The sequence below is a fragment of the Bacteroides faecium genome, assembly GCF_012113595.1.
Classification (GTDB): Bacteria; Bacteroidota; Bacteroidia; order Bacteroidales; family Bacteroidaceae; genus Bacteroides; species Bacteroides faecium.
In genome coordinates this window covers 3,391,057-3,416,516 of the sequence record NZ_CP050831.1, presented here as the reverse complement: position 1 = coordinate 3,416,516, position 25,460 = coordinate 3,391,057, and the positions used below count along the sequence as shown (strand labels likewise).

24 protein-coding genes and 1 tRNA gene are annotated in these 25,460 nt (G+C 39.1%); 13 read left to right on the top strand and 12 right to left on the bottom strand.

What is annotated here, in order from left to right; translation table 11 throughout:
• Positions 1-49: 49 nt before the first annotated feature.
• The 10 genes from BacF7301_RS12150 to BacF7301_RS12105 all read right to left on the bottom strand — a co-directional run bounded on the left by BacF7301_RS12150 (position 50) and on the right by BacF7301_RS12105 (position 9,545).
• Positions 50-694 carry a hypothetical protein gene (locus tag BacF7301_RS12150; protein WP_167963130.1) on the bottom strand — a complete coding sequence of 215 codons (645 nt, stop codon included), beginning with the start codon at positions 692-694 and terminating at the stop codon, positions 50-52.
• Positions 695-793: 99 nt separating this feature from the next.
• Positions 794-1,453, bottom strand: coding sequence for a hypothetical protein (locus BacF7301_RS12145; protein WP_167963128.1), 660 nt, complete (start codon positions 1,451-1,453; stop codon positions 794-796).
• A gap of 99 nt (positions 1,454-1,552) precedes the next feature.
• Positions 1,553-2,197 (bottom strand): hypothetical protein, encoded by a 645-nt coding sequence (locus BacF7301_RS12140; protein ID WP_167963126.1) that lies wholly within the window; start codon positions 2,195-2,197, stop codon positions 1,553-1,555.
• A gap of 99 nt (positions 2,198-2,296) precedes the next feature.
• Positions 2,297-2,956: a hypothetical protein gene (locus BacF7301_RS12135; protein WP_167963125.1), complete on the bottom strand. Its 660-nt coding sequence runs from the start codon at positions 2,954-2,956 to the stop codon at positions 2,297-2,299.
• A complete protein-coding gene (locus tag BacF7301_RS12130) occupies positions 2,953-4,053 on the bottom strand; it encodes a hypothetical protein (protein WP_167963124.1) in 1,101 nt (366 codons plus the stop codon). The genes BacF7301_RS12135 and BacF7301_RS12130 overlap by 4 nt, the downstream gene beginning before the upstream one ends.
• 2 nt (positions 4,054-4,055) lie before the next feature.
• On the bottom strand, positions 4,056-4,742 hold the full coding sequence (gene tssD, locus BacF7301_RS12125; RefSeq protein WP_167963123.1) for a type VI secretion system tube protein TssD: 687 nt from the start codon (positions 4,740-4,742) through the stop codon (positions 4,056-4,058).
• A gap of 49 nt (positions 4,743-4,791) precedes the next feature.
• Positions 4,792-5,928 carry a hypothetical protein gene (locus BacF7301_RS12120; protein WP_167963122.1) on the bottom strand — a complete coding sequence of 379 codons (1,137 nt, stop codon included), beginning with the start codon at positions 5,926-5,928 and terminating at the stop codon, positions 4,792-4,794.
• An 11-nt stretch (positions 5,929-5,939) separates the two neighbouring features.
• Positions 5,940-6,809: a TssN family type VI secretion system protein gene (locus BacF7301_RS12115; protein WP_167963121.1), complete on the bottom strand. Its 870-nt coding sequence runs from the start codon at positions 6,807-6,809 to the stop codon at positions 5,940-5,942.
• Between the two features lie 19 nt (positions 6,810-6,828).
• Complete coding sequence (locus BacF7301_RS12110) at positions 6,829-7,272, bottom strand: GPW/gp25 family protein (protein ID WP_167963120.1); 444 nt, start codon at positions 7,270-7,272, stop codon at positions 6,829-6,831.
• Entirely contained in the window at positions 7,269-9,545 is a 2,277-nt protein-coding gene (locus BacF7301_RS12105; RefSeq protein WP_167963119.1) for an AAA family ATPase, read from the bottom strand. The genes BacF7301_RS12110 and BacF7301_RS12105 overlap by 4 nt, the downstream gene beginning before the upstream one ends.
• 383 nt (positions 9,546-9,928) lie before the next feature.
• Between BacF7301_RS12105 and BacF7301_RS12100 the strand changes: the two genes are divergently transcribed.
• The 13 genes from BacF7301_RS12100 (at position 9,929) to BacF7301_RS12040 (ending at position 22,511) form a co-directional block, all read left to right on the top strand.
• Positions 9,929-10,417 carry a hypothetical protein gene (locus BacF7301_RS12100; RefSeq protein ID WP_369805467.1) on the top strand — a complete coding sequence of 163 codons (489 nt, stop codon included), beginning with the start codon at positions 9,929-9,931 and terminating at the stop codon, positions 10,415-10,417.
• Positions 10,401-11,780 carry a DUF5458 family protein gene (locus BacF7301_RS12095; protein ID WP_209319440.1) on the top strand — a complete coding sequence of 460 codons (1,380 nt, stop codon included), beginning with the start codon at positions 10,401-10,403 and terminating at the stop codon, positions 11,778-11,780. Before BacF7301_RS12100 ends, BacF7301_RS12095 begins: the two co-directional genes overlap by 17 nt.
• Before the next feature lie 90 nt (positions 11,781-11,870).
• A complete protein-coding gene (locus tag BacF7301_RS12090; protein WP_167963117.1) occupies positions 11,871-13,721 on the top strand; it encodes a type VI secretion system Vgr family protein in 1,851 nt (616 codons plus the stop codon).
• 30 nt (positions 13,722-13,751) lie between these two features.
• On the top strand, positions 13,752-16,691 hold the full coding sequence (locus BacF7301_RS12085) for a toxin VasX (protein WP_167963116.1): 2,940 nt from the start codon (positions 13,752-13,754) through the stop codon (positions 16,689-16,691).
• Positions 16,688-17,461, top strand: a complete 774-nt coding sequence (locus BacF7301_RS12080) for a hypothetical protein (protein ID WP_167963114.1) — start codon at positions 16,688-16,690, stop codon at positions 17,459-17,461. Before BacF7301_RS12085 ends, BacF7301_RS12080 begins: the two co-directional genes overlap by 4 nt.
• A gap of 8 nt (positions 17,462-17,469) precedes the next feature.
• Positions 17,470-18,267, top strand: a complete 798-nt coding sequence (locus tag BacF7301_RS12075) for a hypothetical protein (RefSeq protein ID WP_167963112.1) — start codon at positions 17,470-17,472, stop codon at positions 18,265-18,267.
• Between the two features lie 8 nt (positions 18,268-18,275).
• Entirely contained in the window at positions 18,276-18,965 is a 690-nt protein-coding gene (locus BacF7301_RS12070) for a PAAR domain-containing protein (RefSeq protein WP_167963110.1), read from the top strand.
• Positions 18,966-19,058: 93 nt separating this feature from the next.
• Positions 19,059-19,760 (top strand): hypothetical protein, encoded by a 702-nt coding sequence (locus BacF7301_RS12065; protein WP_167963108.1) that lies wholly within the window; start codon positions 19,059-19,061, stop codon positions 19,758-19,760.
• Between the two features lie 230 nt (positions 19,761-19,990).
• Positions 19,991-20,506: an HU family DNA-binding protein gene (locus tag BacF7301_RS12060; RefSeq protein WP_167963106.1), complete on the top strand. Its 516-nt coding sequence runs from the start codon at positions 19,991-19,993 to the stop codon at positions 20,504-20,506.
• Positions 20,507-20,597: 91 nt separating this feature from the next.
• Entirely contained in the window at positions 20,598-20,948 is a 351-nt protein-coding gene (locus tag BacF7301_RS12055; protein WP_167963104.1) for a hypothetical protein, read from the top strand.
• Positions 20,949-20,975: 27 nt separating this feature from the next.
• Positions 20,976-21,917: an N-acetylmuramoyl-L-alanine amidase gene (locus BacF7301_RS12050; RefSeq protein ID WP_167963102.1), complete on the top strand. Its 942-nt coding sequence runs from the start codon at positions 20,976-20,978 to the stop codon at positions 21,915-21,917.
• A 102-nt stretch (positions 21,918-22,019) separates the two neighbouring features.
• Positions 22,020-22,373 (top strand): arsenate reductase family protein, encoded by a 354-nt coding sequence (locus BacF7301_RS12045; RefSeq protein WP_167963100.1) that lies wholly within the window; start codon positions 22,020-22,022, stop codon positions 22,371-22,373.
• A gap of 65 nt (positions 22,374-22,438) precedes the next feature.
• Positions 22,439-22,511 (top strand) — tRNA-Trp (locus BacF7301_RS12040).
• Between the two features lie 186 nt (positions 22,512-22,697).
• On the opposite strand, the gene BacF7301_RS12035 is transcribed toward BacF7301_RS12040, so the two are convergent.
• Together BacF7301_RS12035 and BacF7301_RS12030 are read right to left on the bottom strand one after the other, a co-directional pair.
• Positions 22,698-23,120 carry a DUF5053 domain-containing protein gene (locus tag BacF7301_RS12035; protein ID WP_167963098.1) on the bottom strand — a complete coding sequence of 141 codons (423 nt, stop codon included), beginning with the start codon at positions 23,118-23,120 and terminating at the stop codon, positions 22,698-22,700.
• 379 nt (positions 23,121-23,499) lie between these two features.
• Positions 23,500-25,332, bottom strand: coding sequence for a vWA domain-containing protein (locus BacF7301_RS12030; protein ID WP_167963096.1), 1,833 nt, complete (start codon positions 25,330-25,332; stop codon positions 23,500-23,502).
• Positions 25,333-25,460: the final 128 nt, after the last annotated feature.

Sequence of the window (25,460 nt, the reverse complement as noted above, 5' to 3'; positions counted from 1 at the left end):
CAATATGAGATAAAAAGAAAGTCTATAATAGGCAAGTAATATAGAGCGGTTATTCAATGCCTTCATCTCTTATCGTTTTAAGTATTTCCGAATGTTTATTCCTTTCAGTATGCAAGGGCATTACTTTGTTCACATCAATAGGAAGATAAAACCATCGACTGATTTTATCATCTGCGATTTCGATTCTTAGGGAATCTTTGGATAACATTCCTTTCAAATAATTCATTTGCAAAGGTGTAAATGTATCCGGGTTCATGAAGTTGTCTGAAGACTTCATCTTAGATATTTCCTTTTGAAAGATGCGATGAAATAAGGTATCATTATAGACTGTGTGTTCTGTAAAAATGATATAATGGCGTTTATCATTAGGGTATATATACTCAATACCCTGTTGACTTGTCACACTAATCAATGTATCACCTCGGTCTTCAAACAGTGCAACTCCCCACCAACCTAAACGTTCTGTCCAATAACCGGAAATACAACGATAGTCTACCATCATTATTCTATTTTCTATATCTGTTGGATTTTCTATTGTAAACTCAATAGGAAATTCAACTCGCATCACTTTGTCTTTTATCGGATGATAACCAAAGCAAGGAAAACGTGTTCCTGATTCCTGTTTAATTATCACAGTATCAGGTTTATCTGCTATTTGGAATAGCGATAAGAGTATTATCAAGATTGTTTTCATAAGTTTCTAGTATAAAATGCTTCTATTATTGAAATAGCTATAACAACAGACAATATGAGATAAAAAGAAAGTCTATAATAAGCAAGCAATATAGAGCGGTTATTCAATGCCTTCATCTCTTATCGTTTTAAGTATTTCCGAATGTTTATCCTTTTTAGTATGCAAGGGCATTACTTTGTTCACATCAATAGGAATAAAAGCCCGGTAACAGGCTTCATTGTGAGCTAGTATTATTTTTAAAGAATCTTTGGATAACATTCCTCTTAAATAAGCCAATTGAAAAGATGTTAAAGTCTCAGGATTTATAAACTTCTTCTCTGGGGCTGAATCCTGTCTCATTATATCTATTTGTTTTTTAAAGATGCTATGAAATAGGGTATCATCATAGACTGTATGTTCCGTAAAGATGATATAATGGCGTTTATCATTAGGGTATATATACTCAATACCCTGTTGGCTTGTCACACTAATCAATGTATCACCTCGATCTTCAAGCAAAGCTACTCTCCACCAGCCTAAACGTTTATTCATTCCGTAACCAGAAACTGTACGATAATTTATCATTGTAATTTCAGTATCTGTATCTGTTGGATTCTCTACTATAAATTCAATAGGGAATTGAACCCGCATCACTCTGTCTTTGACAGGAGTATAGCCGAAGCGAGGAAAACGTGTTCCTTCTTGCTGTCTAATAATAACATAATTAGGTTTATCCGCTATTTGGAATAGCGATAAGAGTATTATCAAGATTGTTTTCATAAGTTTCTAGTATAAAATGCTTCTATTATTGAAATAGCTATAACAGCAGACAATATGAGATAAAAAGAAAGTCTATAATAAGCAAGTAATATAGAGCGGTTATTCAATGCCTTCATCTCTTATCGTTTTAAGTATTTCCGAATGTTTATTCCTTTCAGTATGCAAGGGCATTACTTTGTTCACATCAATAGGAAGATAAAACCATCGACTGGCTTTATCATCTGCGATTTCGATTCTTAGGGAATCTTTGGATAACATTCCTTTCAAATAATTCATTTGCAAAGGTGTAAATGTATCCGGGTTCATGAAGTTGTCTGAAGACTTCATCTTAGATATTTCCTTTTGAAAGATGCGATGAAATAAGGTATCATTATAGACTGTGTGTTCTGTAAAAATGATATAATGGCGTTTATCATTAGGGTATATACATTGAATACGTTGGCGATCGGTCATACCAATCAATGTATCACCTCGGTCTTCAAACAGTGCAACTCTCCACCAACCTAAACGTTCTGTCCAATAACCGGAAATACAACGATAGTTTATCATTGTAATTCTATCTTCTGTATCTGTTGGATTTTCTATTGTAAACTCAATAGGAAATTCAACCCGCATCACTTTGTCTTTTATCGGATGATAACCAAAGCAAGGAAAACGTGTTCCTGACTCCTGTTTAATTATCACAGTATCAGGTTTATCTGCTATTTGGAATAGCGATAAGAGTATTATCAAGATTGTTTTCATAAGTTTCGGGTATAAAATGCTTCTATTATTGAAATAGCTATAACAACAGACAATATGAGATAAAAAGAAAGTCTATAATAAGCAAGTAATATAGAGCGGTTATTCAATGCCTTCATCTCTTATCGTTTTAAGTATTTCCGAATGTTTATCCTTTTTAGTATGCAAGGGCATTACTTTGTTCACATCAATAGGAATAAAAGCCCGGTAACAGGCTTCATTGTGAGCTAGTATTATTTTTAAAGAATCTTTGGATAACATTCCTCTTAAATAAGCCAATTGAAAAGATGTTAAAGTCTCAGGATTTATAAACTTCTTCTCTGGGGCTGAATCCTGTCTCATTATATCTATTTGTTTTTTAAAGATGCTATGAAATAGGGTATCATCATAGACTGTATGTTCCGTAAAGATGATATAATGACGTTTATCATTAGGGTATATATACTCAATACCCTGTTGGCTTGTCACACTAATCAATGTATCACCTCGATCTTCAAGCAAATCTACTCCCCACCAGCCTAAACGTTTATTCATTCCGTAACCAGAAACTGTACGATAATCTATCATTGTAATTTCAGTATCTGTATCTGTTGGATTCTCTACTATAAATTCAATAGGGAATTGAACCCGCATCACTCTGTCTTTGACAGGAGTATAGCCGAAGCGAGGAAAACGTGTTCCTTCTTGCTGTCTAATAATAACATAATTAGGTTTATCTGCTATTTGGAATAGCGATAAGAGTATTATCAAGATTGTTTTCATAAGTTTCGGGTATAAAATGCTTCTATTATTGCTATTTTGATATTATCTTTCAATTTAATATATCTACAAAGTAGAACAACGTCCTTTTCGACTCCTTCATCCATCATTCTTATATTTTCATCTATATCTACTAGTGAATTATACTTTCCTTTCACAATATCTACAGCTATACCGGGAGTTATATCAACCAAAGTATATTTATCTTCCAATGGGTCTTCATCCGACAAATATTTCCGTATTACATTATATCCCTTTTGTTTCTTTTGTTGAAAAACAATCCGATCCGCTAATTCTTGCTTTTCATCCAATTGTTTGCAAAAGTCACTTACTACCAAATCTGCCGCAACAGCAAGAGGAGCTAAAGTTCCGGAGAGTGGCAGTGTCATGCTTGAAACACTCTTCCCTTCGCTTCGTACAACATCTGCTAAATCTTTCACAGTACCGCCATAATTAAATACTCCATTCACACCTTTTAGCGCTAATTTCCCAACTTTACTACCATCCAATTTGGTGATATAATAATCATATACTATATCTTTAGCTGTTGAAATAGGGTCATCCAAAGTACTCACAACAGGGTCTAGAATTGCTTCTTTGATAGAAAAAGCTTCACCGCTTCTGGAATAGATAAATGGTAAATTGCCATTCTCATATTGGGAAGCGACATACAATAACCGGGGCATGATTGTCAGGTAATCCTTTCTATTTTCCGGAAGTTTTTTACCGATTTGAGGATATTTATCCACTCCTACTTCATAGTAAAGCTCTAATCGCCCGCCAAACCTTATAAGCTCGAACCACCAGATTTCTTTCAGTTCCAGTTCGACTTCCGTCTCATTATCCGATACCCTCGTCCAAGATTTATCACCAAGAAACTTTTTCTGTTCAGTATCATATAATCGTAGACAAAGAAGTTCACCGTACATATCTTCAGTCTTTATCCGAAAGATTACGGTCTGACCTAAATACGCATATTTTATCCTTGTCTGCTTTTCATTACTCCACCAATACCCCTCTATTATTTGAGGGTCAACAAGATTTATATAAGCGCTGCCACTTACATTCTCGTCAGGTGAAGTTATCCTTATTCGTATCATAACTAATTATTTATTTGTAATAGTTTAAAATCATCTATTTGTAATATGCCATTCCTATCCGCCACACCGGAGTATTTGCCTCTATAACTCTTTCCATCACTGTTTGTATCAAATTCCAAAGATACATTACTACCAGACTGATAGTTATCCAGTACGACATACAAAGTAATAGAAGTGTCTACAGGAAAGTCTCTTTGTTGATTGCCATCACTATCAATCCAATACGCATCTGTGATAACTGCATTTTCCACAGTACTACCGTCCGCCACAAGTGAAATATTATCCAATTCAGTGACTTTCCATGTTTTTTCATGTAATACATGCCTGTTCCTTGTTATGGCAGGAGAAAGCAAAAGCTTTGTTTTCATACTTTCATCGCTCGTGGAAGTCATTATTTCTTCGAAAGAAACACAAGCACAATCCCAAAACTCTATTCTAAAAAGAGGAATAATCCGTTCTGCATCATAAAAAACAAACTCACCGGCATATATTGTCCACCCTTTAGTCCATACAAGAAAAAATTCATCATGACCGGTGGAATTGAACTCAATTTCAAAAAGCCCTCCTTCGAGTCTTCCTGAAGGATAAGAACTTTTATCATCTTCACCTCTCTTCCTAAAATATTTATATTTTATACCGGAAAGCCATCTTTCCTCACCGGTCTTCAACTTAAAAAGAACATGTATCATATTATCTTCTCTAAAAAGAATTCATTATTCATTCAACGCTATCACTTTTTTAATCAAACCATCTTTTTTTCTTTGGCAATATCGGAGACGTCTCCCGCTCGGAAATTATGATGCTTTCTTTATGCTGACCTACCAATTCCAATGATGCCATTTTTGCCCATAACCCGGATAGAATCATCAGAAAATTACTGATCCGGAACATTACTTCGCTTATGGCAGAATGATTATAATGGATGTCGGTTATTTCCTTGAGTAACGATTCGAAATCACCCGGCTTCAAATCGTCCCACTCATAAAAATAATTCAGAAGTTGTTCTTTTTCCTTTCTATCCATACACTGCAAAGTCACAAAAAGACGGTGAGCCAATGTTGAAAAACAACCTACCACTTCTATCGGCCTCCAAAAAAGCCCGGCATTTATATAAGGAAAATAGACTCTCGATATTTCCGACAACAAGCTGTGGCACAAAGCCTGCAAGTTAGCCGAAATATTATTGACATCAGGGGAAGTATTGATTTTCTGTATAATATGAATTGAACTGGTTTCAATGGTATTCACCAAAGAAGCAAATTGATGATGATAGCGTGACAAGCGAATATGGGAGGCCATCGAAGTGGAAGGAGGGATAAAATCCATATCAAACTCACAACGCCCTCTGAATCTTCTGATGCGTCCGATAATCAGATATTGTCCACCCGACTGCCGGATATTTGTGTCTCCGGCAGGCTGAAGAAACAAGCGATAGCAAGGTACGATATCAGGATAATGCAAGGGAGCTTCCCTCTCATCCGGTATGCCCGTAGCTACCCGGCTGAAAGGGTCGACAGAAAGAAGCACATGGAGATACCGTGCTTCTCCACCGGTATCTTCGGTGGTTTCTGAAAAAGAATAGGCAGCTTCTAAAGGTTCACCTGACAAATGATTATAAAAAAGCCTGGCTCCCTCCCGGGTGACTGCATCACAATATTTCAGAGTTACTTCCAAACGATTGGTGATACGTTCGCTTATCTCAAACATCACAGAGGATTCCTGCCCGTCTTTACAAGGGAGTAACCCATAATTAAAGGGATTCAGACCGGCAGAGCGGCAATCGTTGATTGTCTCTATAAAGTAATTGTCGGACTGAATGAATTTACCGGATGACAACTCCGCTCCGGGACACCAATTTACTAAACGATATTTCATTTTACTCTCTACTAATTTTTCTTTTCTTTATCGGTTACAAAAACTCTGCGAGCTACTACCGTGTATTCTCTTTTTAATTTATTCGCACTAAAGGTCATTTCCGGATCAATATATCTTCGGGCATGAAAATATGAATGCTTGACATAGAAAACCCAACCGTAATCTTCCTGCCCATTGTAGCATTGAACCGGATTGGAAGGTGTCTTTTTATTGTATTCGTCAAGAAGACATTTAAACCATTGGCCGAAATTCATATTACCGGAAACTTTAGCAGTAAGCCTAAACGGATCCGTATCTCCGGGTTTTCTGGTCAACTCGACATCAATAACGAACATCGGCTGATACTCCGGCTCTTCCTGACCGTGATACTCCTGTTCAGACGAATAAAGCCATAATTTATACACTTCGACAGGTATATCCCAAAATGAACGGCAGGCTTTCCGATAAACAGAGGGAAATAAAAAAGGAAGAAGGCAGGTGGAAGCCCATATCCCATAGTGCAACTTATTACACAAATTAAAAAATACCGAGAAAAAAGCCATGCCGGCTACTGTCATCACCGTGATAAAAGAAATCTCAAAAATGTAATGCTTCTTAACCGAATCTTCAAATACAGTGTCCATAATTAGCAAGTTCAGTCCTCCGGTTATGAAATAAAACAGTTGTAACAGGATATAACCATAAGGCATAAAATTATAAACAAATAGTCCTGAAATCGAGGGCAGTACTAAAATGACGCATCCCGACAAAAAATAAAGAATCATTTTTTTAGTCAGAAAATGATTCTTTTTAGCTACGACTATTGCAATCCCTCCCATAACCACTGCTATCAGGGGCATTAACAAATAGTTGGCTATGATTCCATTCAGATATGTATCCATTGTAATAAGTATGATTGATTTACTCACTGGAAAGCGGTCCCAAATAAATGCAATAATAAAAGGAAAACTTTTCGTCCGTATCCCGGATAAGCCCTCTTATGTGTATGTCCACCTTTTTCTTGACGGCAGTTACAGCAAAAGGCATTTCCACTTTGGAAACGTCTATCGCAGAGACAGTGACATCAATATGTTCCAATCTGGGTTCATAGACGGAAACCGAAGCTTTGAGGTATTTCACAAAAGATTCTTCCCATTGTTTTCCGGTGACTGTATGGTCAAAGTCCAACTCCCATATTTTGGATCCATAATCCATGTCGAACTTATGCTCGCCGGGACAAGTGGTTATCAGCAGTTCCAAGTGCTGTTCGATAGATTGCACCAAAGTACAGCGGGATAATTCCATTTCGGGAGTTTCCAATATCTGACCGAACCTGAGAGGGAGCTTATAATAAGATGATTTCATAATCTGTCCGTTTTATTGTTATCAGCACCCGATGACAGAATGTCCCATACGATAGAATCGTCAGCGTCCATCTCCGCGACAAGCGTATCCCCTTTGTTCAGTTTGCCGCTAATAATAAAGCGGGAGATAGGGCGGCGAAGATAGTTTCTGATGACTGCCGAGACTTGCCGTGCCCCATACCGGGCTGTAAACCCTTTTTGTGCCAATTTCTTTTTCACTTCATCATTCAGAATAATGGAGATGCCTTTGTCTTCAAGGATGCCGAGCAAACTCTTAAACTGAATATCGAAGATTTTTAAAAGTATGGCATCTGTAATTGGAGAAAAGGGGACTATCTCTGACAGCCGCGCCAAAAACTCAGGACGAAAATGCAAACTCATCATTTCCATTATCTGCAAAGTGGCAGGACGATTACCCGCTGCCAACTCACGGCTCAGCCAATCGCTTCCGACATTGGAGGTAAAAAGAATGATAGAATTGGAAAAATCCCCTTCTTTTCCCATCCTGTCATGCAGTTTGCCCTCGTCCATGATTTGCAGGAAAATGTCATAGACAGACGGGTGCGCTTTTTCTATTTCATCAAAGAGAACAACCGCATAAGGTTGCTGCCTTATTTTATTAACGAGCAATCCTCCTTCTTCATAACCAACATATCCCGGCGGCGCTCCATAAAGCAGAGCGGCCGAATGCTCTTCTTTAAACTCGGACATATCAAAACGAATCATAGCCTTTTCGTCATTGAACAGAGTTTCAGCAAGCGCTTTCGCCAATTCTGTCTTACCGGTTCCCGTAGGTCCGAGCAGGAAAAAAGAGCCTATCGGTTGTCCGACACGGTTCATCCCGCTACGTGACTCCAAGATAGCATCTGTCAATGTCTTCAAAGCAGGGTCTTGACCGACTACTCTTTTACGCAGATTGTCTTCCATATTCAAAAGTCGTTCTTTCTCGCCGGATTGTATTTTTCCGACAGGAATACCTGTCTTATCAGCAACGACAGCAGCCACTTCATAAATACCGATTATCGTTTTTTTGTCTTCTTCCGTATCGGCAACTATCAGCTCATTATTCATTTTCACTGACGACAAAGTCCTGTCGAGCAAATCAATGGCAGCATCCGGCAAACTGCGTTCTTTAATATAACGCTTTGATAAATAAACACATTCTCTTACGGCATCTTCAGACACGTCTATCCGGTGAAATCCTACATAGCCTTCCAACTGTGATTGCACCATGAGGATGGCAGAAGGAATATCCGGTTCAACAATATGAAGTTCCTCGAAACATCTGCAAAGGGCGCTGTCCGGCTCGATATGTTTACGATATTCGTCAGAGGTGGTAGTACCGATAACTGTCAATCCCCCTTTGGCAAGTTCTTGCTTGAGTATGTTGACTGCTCCGTTGTTTCCCTGTTTTATATCGAGAAGGATATGTATGTCGTCAATAAACAAAATAATACTGTCTGTCCGCCGCAAATCTTTGATAATTTTTTTAAGACGGTCTTCTATTTCGCCTTTATAAGTAGCTCCGGCAATAAGCGCTCCGTTATCCAGTTCTATGATTTTAGTATCTTTCAGGTAGGACGGTACCATCCCCTTCATTATATCGTTTACGAGGCTTTCTACCAAGGCTGTCTTCCCTACCCCCGATTCCCCGGTTATCACTACATTCGACCTGCTTCGCCTGCCCAGGATTTCAATCATCATTCTTTTCTCTTTCTCCCGCCCAACTATGGGACATTCTCCAACAGGCAATTTCATTCTGTCTATACAATATTGACTTAACACGGCGGAACTTTCCTGGCTTGCATCTTTCTCTTCATCAGGAAAAAGGCTCGTGCGACATTCTTTTTCGAGCATGCAAAACTCTATTATCTCTTTTTCCCGCACAGGAAAAGAACGTAACTGGTCAGTGCTAAAACCGACTTCCGGTTTCACTAAAGCCAGCAATACGCATATAGAATCAATTTTTAAAAAACCTAAAGAAATCCGGGCATAATCCGCTTCTTCAAAAATAAAGGCTAAACGTTCGTCCGGGGATATAGCAGACTCGGAAATCACTTTGGGATATTCATCGATTCTGATTTCCGCCCATTCTTCCAAATATCCGATATCCTTACCCATTGCAATCAGAAACTCATGTAGCCCGACCTCTTTATGCATGAGAGCTTTAAGAAGATGAGCGGAAGAATAATGAGAATTACCATATTCCTGTGCTAACGTTTTAGCTATCCGGATAGCGTCTCTAACCGAATCTGTGATGTTGATAAGTTCCATACTTTTACTAATAATAAGTGTATTTATAACCGGGGACAAAATTAGTCCAAAAAATGCAGAGTAAATTATACATTCCATTATTGTGATTACACATTATAATGTAAATATTATTATATGTATAATTTTTCTAAAAAAAGAGTTTATCCCTTTGCCCTTATCAATAAATATCCATACTTTTAACGCCATAAAGAAATGTTCCATCTCTTTTAATACATATATAAATAATTGTTTTTCAATAACATAGCGTACTGATAAACAGCCTTAATTAATAAAATATATAAAAATATTAATAGATATGACAATACTTTATAATATTCTTCCACAAAAAGGAAAGTAAATATTTAGAACTAGCATATTCAACAATTATAAAATAAACAAGAATTATGATGGATTTTGAAATCGGGAGCAATGAAATTCCTATAACAGCTTCAGAAGGAATATCAAACATACCCCACAATAAAACACTTATCGTAGAGAAGCTGACAGCAGAAGCACCTGTATCTCCGGAAACTGTTACGGGGCTGACAGACTTGAAACAAGTATTCGACTATTTTTCACCAAACATAGACATTGAATTCGAAAACGAAGAAGGCCAGCCGGTGAAGGAGAATTTGAAATTCAAAAATGTAGCGGACTTTTCTATCCATAAAATGACGCTCCAAAGCGGCTTCTTACGTAGCCTAAAAACACAAAAGGACTTCAATGATTATTTAATCAAGCAATTACGTTCAAACAAAGTATTGCAAAGAGTATTAAATGACCAAGAGTCCAGGCAAGTATTTTTATCTGTATTGCAGGAGCTCAGAAAGGAAATAAAAGAATCGCAGAATAATATAACAAATAGTGAAAATGATTATGGAAAAGACAGATAAAGAAAATGAAGCAACAATACTGGAAAAAGAGTTCGTCCAAACTCAGACAGGAGAAGTACAAAGTTCATTAAAGGAAAATATAACTAAGCTGGCAAGATTCGGCGGATTCAGTTTCATTGAAGCCACCGTAGAAGGCACACAAAATATAAATCCGGAGAAAAAAGCCCGCAAAAAGATATTTTTAGGAGACATATCCAAGCAAAATGAAAGAGAAGCTCTCATCAATAATCTGGATTTATGGATAGAACTTCTTTCAAGTAATGAGAACACCTCAGAACTAATAACAAAATGTAAGGCTAAAAACGAAAAACTTTCATTATTGTTGAAAAAGAATCAGGCTGCAACTGTAGACACAGTTAAAGAACTGGAACGTTCTTATAGGGAAATCGCACAGTTCTATGTGAATACAGGCAGCGAAAAATTGACAAATATAGCTATTGTAAATGCCTCGCCCGAACAGATTGCCGACCTCGACAATCCGTTGTTTATAGAATATATAGCTAACGAATTAAGACAGAATTTTGATAAATTGGATTTATCGGGTAACTATTCTTTATTAGTGATCCCCGGGTATATGGGTTCTAAACAGGTCATCGATAAATGGGCGGAAATCTCTCATCGGAATAAGGTACAGTTATTTACTGATTTTGCAGATTTGGACCAGCCGGACGATGTGGTGGAAATGTTCGATTCTTCTTATCTGGCAGGTGGAGATGTGTTCAGAAGTCATGTTTCACTCTCCTGCAACTGGCCTATCGGCAGAAATCGTTATGCCGAACTTGACGAAAGTGACGATTTAAGAATCTCGCCTTCCGCCAGCCTGGCAGGAAAAATCTATACGACTCCAATGTCGCAAGTCACAGCCGGGAAAAAATATGGAGTGATCAATGAAGTTTCCGGTGTTGCTTTTCCATTAAAGAAAAGTGAAATATCACTTTTAGAAAAGATGGGGCTAATTCCAATGGTCAACGAATATGGCAGTGTTATGGCATTTTCAGCCAAGACTCTTTTTAATGGGGATAATTTGGGGCTGCAAACCTATTCGGTAGTACGAGTATTTGATTATGTCACAAAAGTTTTGTTTGACTTTCTTAACCGCCGTACTTTCGAAAATTGGAATTCGAGACTGGAAAAAGATATCAGAAGACAAATTGTTAACTTTTTGGACAGTATAACAGGACCGGACGCTTTGATTGAGAAGTTCAAGGTTATACGATTTGAGCGTGATCCGGAAAATAAAGACCGTATCTACCTGGATATTAACCTGACCCCTTATTTCCCGGCAAAGAATTATATCCTCAAACTCGAGGGGACAAAAGGTGATGACGATGTTAAATGGGATAGCGAATGTAATCAGGAATAGGTATGATAACGAGAGGTGAAACAGAGCAGTTTCTTTTGCATAAGGCTCCGCTAAACAATTCATCATTGTCATATTGAAACAAATAAAAATATGCCACAAGAGTTACATCACATAAGAACCCAGGTTTTCATTGACGGAAAACGCTTTTTATTCAGTTCACTCAAACTTGACCAATATCTAAACGGACACCACGTTTTCGATATTGTGTTAAAAGGAAAGCCACTCCCGAACGAATGTATTTGGTCACAAGACCGTAATGAGATAATCAGCAAACAGGGGGCGGAAGTTCTTATCAAAATGACAGAACTCCCTGACGGAAAAGAAAATATATTCAAAGGAATTATCACAAGAGTACAAATAAGCGGCGGAAACGATGATTCAGGAACATTGCATTTCCGGGGGTATAGCCCGACTATCCTGCTGGAGTCTAACAAGACAATGGATTCTTTCACTGACAAGAAACTGGCGGAGATAGCTGACGAGATAGCCGGAAGCTATGGAAATGGTATCAAAATGATTAATGCGCCATCTTATAAGGACAAGATCCCGTATGTACAACAGCATGAGGAATCAGGATACGCCTTTCTTCAGCGACTGGCATATCAATACGGAGAATGGTGTTATTATGACGGTGAATTATTTCACTGGGGAAATCCGGGAAAGGACGAAGACGAACCGTTAATCTATCACAAGGATTTATCGGATTTAAATTTCTACACAGAAATTTCCCCTTTCCATTTTTCCCGTTATGATTATCACCCGTCGGAAGACCGCATCACTGAAACGGAAGAGAGCAACCCGGAAGAGGTCGGGAATATCTATGTTACAGCAACCCGGAAGAGGTCGGATGCCGTATATAAATCCGGTTCTATTCTGCCCAACCGCCCTGTAGTGGAAAATGCATCACAGGTCAAAGACATTCTCGAAATGGAAAAAGTCCGGCAGACGGCTTCTCTGGCAGGAATTGCGGGGAAAAGTACTACTTGCCGGATTAAAATAGGAAAGGTGGTCACTGTGAGTATTCCGCAAACAATGGGGAATCAGCCCGATATAGGGCGTTACCGGGTGGTGCGGATAAGCCACATCGTAGAAGGTCCCGACCGATATCGGAATGAGTTTGAAGCAGTACCTGCCGGAATTAAGTATCTTCCCGCAAATAACGTAACTTTGCCTTATGCCTACCCTGCCACAGGCATTGTAACAAGTAATGCAGACCCTAATAACCAAGGACGCGTGAAAGTAGAGTTTCCCTGGCAACATAAAAAAGGAAAAACGACTCATTGGATACGGGTGCAAAGTCCGGACGCAGGCTCAGGAAAAGAGGTTCAGGCTAACAGGGGATTTGTTTTCATTCCCGAAGAGGGGGATCAGGTGATGGTTTCATTTGAACATGGAGACCCGTCCCGTCCATACGTATCCGGCTCATTATTTCATGGGAAGAATGGACAGGGGGGCGACAAGGACAATCATCTACATAGCATCATTACCAAGAGCGGACACTGTATTGTGTTTGACGACAACAACGAGGGAGAATGGGGCATCACTATCAATGATGGCTCAGGAAACATGATTCATCTGAACACAAAAGATAAGAATATTGAAATTAATTCTCCCGAAACGATTTCGCTTATTGCCAAAAATATCAAAATAGCCGCTAATGAATCGCTGGATTTGAATGCCGAAGGGAAAGCTACGTTGGCTGCCAAATCGGAACTGACAGTTATCAGTGACGGTAAGCTGACTGCCCAAGCCAAGCAAGACGCCAAACTTTCTTCTAACAGCAAGGTGAGTGTGAGTGCAATGAATGAAATAGATATTGACGGACAGAAGGTTGCGTTATCCGGCAAATCCCAGGTAGCGGTAAATAGTACAGGAACGATGCAAGTGTCCGGAGCAATAACTAATATTCAGGGAACGGCATTCAAAATACAAATTACTTAACAATAGGAAAGATACAAAAGAAAGATAGTTATGTGTGATGACCGGAAAGATTATGTTCGATATCTTCAGTTCGATATAGAAAGCAAGAGGTTAAAGGAAGCTGTCGTAAGCCCGGTGTTGCAGGTGAATCTCGGTGTATGTTTACGCTTATTCAGGTACGGGCTCATTCATAAAGATACTCCGGACGAATATGCTTATGAAGGAGAAAACACGGAAGGCCTGTCGCCGGAGAAGGCTCCACTGGTGGAAAACTACAAGTATTGCCGGAAGCCTTTGAAGGAAGGATATCTCTATGTTTACAACGAGAAGGGTAAGCATCAGGGAATCTGGTATGAATATGAAATCGTATATGGCAGACTCGTTATGGTGGTATGGGAAGGAGAAGACAAGGATGTACGACAGCCGAAATCGGGTACGAAAGCCGTAGACAGCCTGATAGTAGACAGGAAGGGATGCGTGAATATCGCTTATTCTCCTATACAGTGGTCTGCCAAATATACGCGGGAAATCATGGACAGCGAGCAACTGCGCAACCGCAGGATGCAGAAGATAGATATCGAAGAGTGGTTCCGTTGCTTCTCGCTGCCGGACACTGTCGATATAGATAATGCTTCGGTCGTGTTGACTTGCTCTGGAGACGACGGTGATATCACCAACAAGAACAGAGTGATGAGGGACATACGGATAGATAAAAATGCGCAGGATAAAAACTGGTCACTCTACGTCACTCTTCACTCTCCGCTTGATTGCGCTGAAGACGTATGCAGGGACATATACAAAAATAACAGGGAGTTAAGCCAACTGATAACGCCATCGGAAGATTTTAAGGACACAGCATCGGAACGTTTCCTGCTACAGGCTCACGCCATCGCATTTTATCAATTGCTCTACGGTAAGGAGAGGGATAATGATAAGTTAAAGAACTTGCAGGATGCTATCGTATCGGAAGATTTCCTGAAAAAAATGCTGGATGTGGAAAAGAGGGGAGTGATTAAGAACAGGATTAATGAACGAAGAAAATCCCTTCTACAGTTTATAGACAGCGATTATTACAGGATGGTAATGGAAGAGCTTGGCAAACAGACTCCGGACAACCGGAACCGCATGGATGAGATGATTATCAACCAGCATCTCACCTTACAGATGGATCCTTCTTCAATGGACAGGCATCTGGATGTCAGTTCTCCCCCACCACCGGTAAATAAGGATATCAATGCTTATCTGAACTGTATCAAAGAAGAGGATACACACCCTGTTTCAGAGTATATTTTTCAACCGATCGCCTTGGATGAGGTGGAGGATATGGAACTCGTAATCAAAAACCAAACAGGGTTGTTTTCTTTGGCTACCATTGCGCAAAGGGCGGATATTATTTCTGCAAATACACAGTCGGGAGTGGCGGGAACAAAAATCGAATATACTCACAATGTCACTCAGACAGTGACTATTCCTAAAAAATGGCTCAGTAAAGTATATATCTCACAAAAAGCCATCGGCGGAATAAAACAAGATATATGGATAGTGGATAAAATGGAACTGACCGAGATACTTGAAAAATTAGGCAGGACACGTACTAAAGCTTATGTAGGCGGTATGGGAAGAGGGAGAATAGGTGAAGTAGGAATACCGGTTTGCGAAGTTGACAATTATGTGTTGGAAGGGTGTATCAAGTTAAATGCTAAAATAGATCCTCAAAAATCCGCACTGACAAAGATTAATAGAAAACTGGAAAAGCTGTTCTTCTGCAAGCCGTTACTGTTATTGTCAGGGACTATTGCTTGTTTTAATTTGATGGGGACGCTGAATGGAAAAACAAAAACGTGGATAGAAAGGATTTCTATTGGTGTAAATGCCATCGCAGTAACAAGTGAAATAACCTGGTTTAGTTTAAAATATACCGAGATACATGTCGGGGGAAATAAAATAGACAAAGCTGTCGGGATTACAGGAAATGTCAATTTGGCTCTTACTATCATAGCCAATCTAGCCGATGCATTCAGAACTTATAATACGAGAGATATGGATACTTGTACCGCATATATCATTTCTGCTGCAAGTTATTCCGCAGCATTATATTTCTCGACAGGCTATGGGCTGCAAGCCATGGGGAGATTTGCCCTGCAAACAGGCATTAAAGCAACCAGCTTATCAAAAGGAAACAGTGTCTTATTTATCGCCATAGGAGCTATAATATGTTGCTATATTATTCCTGTATATTGCCAGGATATTCCAATTGTCGCCTATCTAAAGAACTGCATCCTATGTAATAAGGCAGAAAAGAAGATCAAAAATTGGAAATCATTATATTCGAAAAGCTTATTCGATGCATTGTTAGAAAGAAAAGACGACATTATATCATCCGGTTTTATAGAATGGAAAAACATAAAGACCTCTTATGAAGAATTTTTATTGCTCACAACTATTTCGGAAATAACACCTGAATATGATGTATCATATAAAGCCTATTTGGGGTATAACATAGAATATGAAAAGATTAATAAAATAACAATTAAAAGTAACTTCTCACGTATTTATTTCGATACCCGAATAGAGTTTTACCTTATAGTATTCTATCGGCGAACGCCAAATAGTGAAATACAGAGTAGAAAGTATGAGAAGAAAGATTTTCACAGTTCAGATTTCCACATAGAAATGGAAAAAAATTATATTCTAATTGAATTGAAGCATGTATTTTCCAATTTGGAAAGTTATATTCAGGAAGCTGACCAGGTAAAAGGATTTATCTGTCAACGACTTCTGTATGCCGATGGAACAACTTTTCCCTATGATGACAAGTTTCTAACGGCTAAAGTCAATATAAAGTCTGCTGCACAAAAAAATTCCCTAACACCAATAGCCAAGATGTTTGAGGATGCCAAAGATTATGATGAATATTGTAATCATCAGAACAAAACAATGATAAGCATGGAAGAATTAAAAGAACTAATTTATAAAAATGGATTAATATGAACTGGTTTAGAAAAAAGACAATTCATAGAGAAGGACGTGAAGGAGGCAGAAGGATAACACTTTTTCCTTCCGAGAATACTTTTGAGGCCATAAATGCTTTTGGAAAAAGTATTGACGACGAGAAACTGATTATTGATAATACATGGTTAAGGGGTGAAAGCCTTGTGGCAAGTATTATTTTTTTTATTATAGACAGTTATTTCGTAGATATAGTTATTGATATTTTATTTGCAATTAAAGAATTTTATGATGTGCAGGTATTAGCCATAGCATTATCCATATCTCTACTTTTTGGTATTTTGGGAATTAAATACTTACTACGTCCCAAACGACGTTTTACATTCAATCGCTTGACAGGGATTGTAAATGTTCCCAAACGAGGATTTAAAGGTTGGAGAGGCGCAACAAGAGCTGTCCGGTATGAAGAGACGGATTTTGTTATCGCAGGATGGCGTTCCTTTTATACCAGTATAGATGACCCGGGAACACCTTTTTTATTCAGACCTCCATTATTCTACTCATTTGACAGAACCGGTACTACATTATATGAGGCAGGGAGCTTTATTGACTGGTATATGGACAAAAACAGGCAGTTACCACCGGGAAAGGAATTAGATCCATACAGGATGAAAGATTACCTGCGTAGAGAAGCAGAAGGGTTTCCGGAACCATTGTACCCGGCATTAGTAAAAATACCCGATAGAAAAATAAATCCGGCAATGAAAGAAGAAATAAAGAAAATAAAGAAAACGAAGAAAGCACCTAAATAATTTTCAATATGACAGGTTCGATAGAAACCATTAGAGACATGGTTAGAAAAAAGACAATTCATAGAGAAGGACGTGAAGGAGGCAGAAGGATAACACTTTTTCCTTCCGAGAATACTTTTGAAGCCATAAATGCTTTTGGAAAAAGTATTGACGACGAGAAACTGATTATTGATAATACATGGTTAAGGGGTGAAAGCCTTGTGGCAAGTATTATTTTTTTTATTATAGACAGTTATTTCGTAGATCTCCTTTTTGATGTTATATTTTCGATTAAAGAGTTTGATGATGTAATACTATTAGCCATGGTATTATCTGTATCTCTACTTTTTGGTATTTTGGGAATTAAATACTTACTACGTCCCAAACGACGTTTTACATTCAATCGCTTGACAGGGATTGTAGATGTTCCCAAACGAGGATTTAAAGGATGGAGAGGCGCAACAAGAGCTGTCCGATATGAAGAGACGGATTTTGTTATCGCAGGATGGCGTTCCTTTTATACCAGTATAGATGACCCGGGAACACCTTTTTTATTCAGACCTCCATTATTCTACTCATTTGACAGAACCGGTACTACATTATATGAGGCTGGAAATTTTATAGACTGGTTTATGGACAAAAACAGGCAGTTACCACCGGGAAAGGAATTAGATCCATACAGGATGAAAGATTACCTGCGGAGAGAAGCAGAAGGGTTTCCGGAACCATTGTACCCGGCATCTGTAAAAATACCCGATAGAAAAATAAATCCGGCAATGAAAGAAGAAATAAAGAAAATAAAGAAAACGAAGAAAACATCTAAATAATTTTAAATATGACAGGTCCGATAGCAACCATTGGAGACATGCATACATGTCCCATGGTGACAGGAGTAGTACCTCACGTGGGAGGTCCAATAATAGGTCCGGGATGTCCCGGTGTAACAATAAACGGCAAGCCGGTCGCCTTGATGGGCGATATGTGTACGTGTTCCGGTCCTCCGGACACTATAGTCACAGGGTGTCCCGGCATAACCGTAAACGGCAAGCCTATCGCAACCATTGGGGACATGACTGCCCACGGTGGAGTCATTGTGACAGGATGCCCCGGAGTGGCCATCAGTACAGCGACTCCTGTTCCCCCCGTTATGATACCTATCAGCCAGATTCCCTTTCCGAAAATATCCGCCCCAAACAGAATGAAAGCGGTACTTACCGGAAAGGGAAAGCAACTGAAAGAAGCGGAAGCCAGACAGGAACTCATTAGGGATATGTCAAATACGCCTACTCCGAGTATATTCAACCTGCAATGGATACGAAAGGAAACACCCATTCAGGAAGGGTATTCAAAGGAAATACTAGTGCTGCATGCCGATACAAACGGGTACGCTGAAGGGGAAACGGTGCAACTATCTGTTCATGCTACACAAGGCGATGAACAGATTATTAAAGAGTTCTCAGGAGTAGTGAAAAATGGAAGTATAGATATAGAATGGGAGGTTGACACAGATAGTGTAAAACCTTAATATTAAGTGAGATTAAGTTCTCTTTTAATTAGAACCAAGTTAATGAAGAGTGTGCTATTAAAAAAATATTGTTCATAAAATAAAAGTAATATTATGATAATAAGAACAACTACAGAAAGAATGGATGTTGAATTAGATACTGAAGAGAAAGTCATATGGGTGATTCAACGATGGAAATGCCGTTTTGTTTCAGAACGGTATCGTGACAAATGGAAGGAGCAGGAAAAAAAGAACTTTAGGATAAATACAAGGGGCTTTATTGAAGCAATATGGGGAAAAGCCGCCCATTTTACTGTTGAAAGTTGCTCGGGTAATAAATTTAATGTGATGTATGGAGGAACAGCATTTTTAGTTAAAGTCAGATTAGAGTTTGTTGAGGCAGGGGAACATTGGACAGCCGTAATTTATAAACAATACAATCCTATCCAGTACGGATTTGTAAGTTGGTTTCATAGGGAGATTTATTTAACAGAGAAGCCTTGGACAAATCCATTGGGAGTAAGGAATCCTGATGGTTCTGAAGCAGCTATGCAAATTATTGTTGCTCATGAGTTCGGGCATACAATAGGCAATTCTGGGGATCATGTGATGGGATCTGGCAAGAATCAATATACAGGAGACGAGTACAAACCGGACAGTGTATTTTATAAAGATAAATGCAGTATAATGAATGAAGGCTCCGAACTTCGTTCGCGCCACTTTATATATTTACGAGATCTTCTACATTCTATGGTACCGGGAACTCAATTCTCTTTGACTATGGGAGGAGTCGTAGATCTAATTCCATGGGATTAATGGCATGATGGAGTGATTAAATTTTGATTTATATTATCCATCTGCTTCCCTTTATTGTATTTTTTTTGTTGCTTTTGGGCTGATTTTCGAGCCAAAGTCCTTTCCTAGCCTATTGTCGTGCAGATAATAGCTTGTATTTTCATGCACAAAAACAATGCTGCATCTTTGCATCGTTAACGTTAGCGAAGTAATAAACAACAGTATTCATTAAAAAAGAAAGGACGATTATTATGGCAATTAGATTTAGAAGAGTAACGCGCTTGTGCAATCCGGCAGAAAAGGATGGAGCAACTAAAGTGTATCCATCAATTTCATACAAGTATGACACCAGTGCCACTTTAGAAGAGTTTGCTAAAGAGATTTCAATGGCATCAGGCGTAAGCGAAGGTGACGCATATAGCATACTGAAAGATTTCCGTGCACTACTACGCAAGATTCTGTTATCCGGTCGTTCGGTAAACATCAAGGGATTGGGATATTTTTTTCTTGCAGCCCAAAGTAAGGGAACGGAAAAAGCTGAAGACTTCACAATGGCAGATATTACCGGCCTGAGAATATGCTTCCGCGCCAATTCGGATATCCGAATCCATACAGGAACGAATACACGTACGAATGGACTTACATTTAAAGACCTCGACCTTATCAAAAAGAACAGCAATAACGCTGGTGAACCCGGAATCGGGGATGATGACCCAAATCCGGACGATGGTTCGGGAGATGATGAAACACCGGATCCGGCTGCTTAAGGGATGAAAAGGCGCTAGCTTTAAAACTGATGATAAGAATGGGGCTTCGGTCCCATTCTTTCTTTATAAATAACCACATAAATATTTGAGTATGCAAATATCTACAATGCTCGCTATCATTACCGCCATGGGTGGTTTGGAAGCTGTGAAATGGATAGTACGTTATATTACTTGCCACAAAACGGATGCACGGAAAGAAGAAGCTTCTGTTAATAGCCTGGAAGAGGAAAACCGCCGCAAAAAGGTGGATTGGCTGGAAGAACGCCTTACCCAACGTGACGAGAAAATAGACGGGCTTTATATTGAACTACGAAAAGAACAGGAAGAAAAAATCGACTGGATACATAAGTGTCACGAAGTGGAATTAGCACAAAAGGTATCGGAAGTCAAAAAATGTGAGATCAGAGGATGCGCGAAGCGTATGCCTCCTTCAGACTACTAACCAATCGATTAATCAATAAAAAATGCCATGAGAAAAATAGACTCTATTATAGTACACTGCTCGGCTACGAAAGCCGGACTGGATTTTAACGCTTCGGATATTGACCGCTGGCATCGTGAACGTGGGTTCGACGGTATCGGATACCACTATGTGATCCGTTTGAACGGGATGTTGGAGAAGGGACGGGACATTGCTTTGGTCGGTGCTCATTGTAAAGGTTGGAATGAAAGAAGTATCGGAATATGTTATATAGGCGGGTTGGCTGCGGATGGTAATCCGGCAGATACCCGGACTACTGCACAGAAACGGGTGCTATACCAGTTGATTATGGATTTGCAAAAGGAATATGACATACTTCAGGTGCTGGGACATCGGGATACTTCACCGGATATGAATGGCAATGGAGTGATTGAACCTTATGAATATATAAAATATTGTCCTTGCTTTGATGTGAAGGAATTCATGAAGAGTGGACGGGAGTTATTATTCATATTGCTTATTAATCTTGCTATCCCCCTGTTGTCTTCATGCCAAAGCACGAAGAAGATTATCTCCGATAGTCATATAACGCAAGAGGATTCAGTATCTACGGTAATCCGTGGAAAAAATATGGTTAATAAGAAAACTGCTTCCGAAGAGATGTCGACTCTGATCACGGAACTGAAGGAAGAAACCACTATCCTACTTCCTGTAAATGACTCACTCATGATGAAGCAGGGAATCATAATTAGGAATGTGACCCAAAGAATACAGGAAAAAGAGACTAAAGGCTTCAACAGTGAAACGTTAGCGAAAGAGGATTTTTTATCGGGACAGTACAAAGTAAAGGTACGCAAAGAAGAAGAAGCAAAAAAAGAAACTGCAAGTGTAAAACTGCGGAATGGATGGTGGAACCTTTGTCGGATATTATGCATCATCATTATTTCATTTGCCTGTTATATTCGCTTTCGGAGAAAAAAAAGGACTTGATATTTCCTAAAAAAGAAGATAAAAAGTAATGCTTCGTGTACAAATATCTCATGCTATTTATTTATCTTTACCATCAATTCTAAATTTAAACATAAACAGTATATGGAAATTTTATTTTTGCAATACCCGGCATGCAGTACCTGCCAAAAAGCCAAGAAATGGTTAACAGAAAATAACATTGAGTTTACAAACCGCTTGATTGTAGAAGAAAATCCTACGGTAGAAGAGTTAAAAGCATGGATTCCCCGTAGCGGCCTGCCTATAAAGAAATTCTTCAACACTAGCGGATTAGTTTATAAAGAGTTGAAACTGAGCGAGAAGCTACCAGGCATGAGTGAAGAAGAACAAATAGCCTTACTGGCAACAAACGGCAAGTTGGTGAAACGCCCATTGGTAGTGACAGACAGCCTTGTCCTGATCGGTTTTAAGCCCGATGAGTGGGAAAAATTAAAATAATTCAAAACTTATTTACCCGAAGATTTGGAGATTCAAAAGTTTATACTACCTTTGCAGCCGCAAACACGGGAGTAGCTCAGTTGGTAGAGCACCGGTCTCCAAAACCGGGTGTCGGGAGTTCGAGCCTCTCCTCCCGTGCAAGATCAAACAGCTGTAAGTTAATAACTTACGGCTGTTTATCGTTTACAGGTCGGACATAATTCGGACACCAATAAACAAAAAATTAGGCTCCCATTTCATGGGAGCCTCTACTTTATCAAATTTTGCTTCACGCCAATGAAGCAGTAAAAGAAGGAGTATCGGCTTCCTTCTAGCTGTGTTACTTTACTTGATGTTTAATATGGTTTCCGATAACTTATTCTTTATATCATTAAGTGCAAACTTCAATATTTCCAATTCACTTTCAGTAAAAGCACTTGGTTTTCCATTCACTATATTCCCGTTTACACGCTGTGCAAGCCAACTACGATCCTTTTGAAAATAGTGTCGCGCTATATAGGACAAGGAAAGAACATCACATAGTTCACCCATGTCAGTACGAACATTAACGTCTACACGCTTTCTTCGTTCTCGTACTTTCCGCATTTCATCACTTAGTATCCGCCCCGCCTCTCTTCGTTCGTCAAGAGGAATCTCCGCATTTAAATCTTTCCAGATCTTATCAAACTCCTCACTACCCTCTTTAGTACGTAACAGGCTAAATTTAGAAACTAAGTTTCTAATTTTGTTCTCTACTTCCTTATTCATATCTCACTTTTATAATAAAAACAAAGAAGATGTTGATAAGGTTGATGAAAGGGAACCTATAATAAGGTTCCCTAACTTTCATTCTTCTTTGAGATCATCAGCAATCATAATGATTATACTAAATAACTCATCATAGAATTCCGATTCTGAGAAAATCAACCCATCATTAAGGATTTCTTCTTCGTATCGGATGAGGAATCTCAAATGATCAAGCATTTCCTCACGGTCATTTAGACCTTCAACCTTATCAAACATCTCTGTGTCGTAACACGCTACAAAGTTAATAACGTTTTCGTTATTACCCAACAAATAAGGTATTATTTCCAGTAATAACCATCTTTTTAACACCAATGATTACCTGCGGTTTTTCTTTTATACTTTATTTACTCATTCCTTTAGCAGTCTCAACCAAACGGATAAATTCTCTTCTATATCCTTTATCATCATTGTTCAGTCCTTGTTTTGCCAGGTTTATCACTTTGTCATAACTGGCATTTCCTTTGAAGTCAGAGTCCCGGAGCAACTGTCCGAACATCGCTACGGCAGAAGCAAAACGAAAATCGGAAGATACATTATTTCCTTTGTTATCAACGAATGGAAGTTCCATTCTCTTGCTGATATCTTTATCCGGGGCTTTGTAGCGCAGCTTCACAGTCAGGAGCTCATTAGAGCCTGTTGGCTTCACTGTTACTTTCCCTTTCTTCTGATATTTCAAATCATCCACTCTCCCTACATAGTTATTCTTCACCCCTGTGGGAATTACTTCGTAGAAAGCAGTGACTGTATGTCCTGCACCCATATCCCCGGCGTCCTTCGCGTCGTTATTGAAGTCTTCATCTTTCAGCAGGCGACTTTCGTAACCTATTAAACGGTATGCCTGTACTTGTGAAGGATTAAACTCTACCTGTAATTTTACATCTTTCGCAACTGTATGGAGAGTAGCACCAAATTCACCGACCAAGACACGGTTGGCTTCTTGTAAATTATCTATATAAGCATAGTTTCCATTACCCTTTTCTGCCAAAACCTGCATCTTTTTATCTTTATAATTTCCCATTCCATAGCCCAATACGGTAAGGAACACTCCATTCTTCCGTTCTTTCTCTATCAGTTGTTCCAGTCCTTCTGACGAAGAAACACCTACATTGAAATCACCGTCGGAGCAAAGAATGATACGGTTATTGCCATTAGAGATAAAATTTTTCTTTGCTATTTTGTATGCCAGCAAAATACCGGCACCACCTGCGGTAGAACCGCCTGCCGTCAGTTCGTCTATCGCTTCGCGAATCTTCTGTTTGTCGCTGCCCGGAGTTGCTTCCAGTTTCACACCTGCACTGCCTGCATAAGTCACGATAGCTACTTTATCTTTATCACGTAAGTTATTGACCAATAATTTGAGAGATGACTTCACCAATTCCAAGCGATTGGCTCCCCACATAGAACCGGAGACATCAATAAGAAAAACTAAATTGGATGCAGGCAGATTATCCGTAGGAATTTCTCTCGCTTTCAATCCGATACGTACCAGGCGGTGAGAATCATTCCAGGGACATTCTCCGGATTCCATGGTAATCTTCACAGGGTCACTGCCGGTCGGTTTCGGGTAATCGTATGAGAAGTAATTCACTAGTTCTTCCGTGCGGATAGCATCAGCAGGCGGCAGTTCCCCTTTATTGATAAAACGGCGCATATTACTGTAAGAAGCGGCATCCACATCAATGGAGAAAGTTGAAAGGGCGGCATCCGATACATTCTTGAAGCCGTTCTCCTGAATCTGACCGTATTCCTCCGTATTTGCATTATCATACATGACTGCCGGGGTTGGACAAATTGCCATATAAGAGCCGGTCATTGCTTTAGTTTTCATTGTGCCATAACCCACTACCATACATTCTTCCAATACAACATTATCCGCTTTCAACTTCACATTCAGTTGTGCTAATTTAACTACTCTTTGTTCCTGTTGGTATCCGATGTAATTGAACAACAGCGTTTCCCCTTTTTTAGCCTGAATAGAATACTGACCATCCATATTGGTTATTACACCATTGGTAGTTCCCTTAACCAGGACTGAACAACCAATAACCGGATTTCCGGTTTCCGCTTCCGTCACCGTGCCCGTCACTGTAATAGCTTGTGCACTCACTGTACCCAAAGAAACAACTGCCATTAGCAGTACGAGCATCATCGCTCTGAATTGATTTACTTTCATAACTTTATCGTTTTAAAATGTTACAATTAACTCGCTTTTACTATAGAGATGCAGATTTCACACAGATTCCACAAACCAATCAAACTTTTTTTTATCTTATCGCAAACAGGCGTATTTCAAAATTCTTC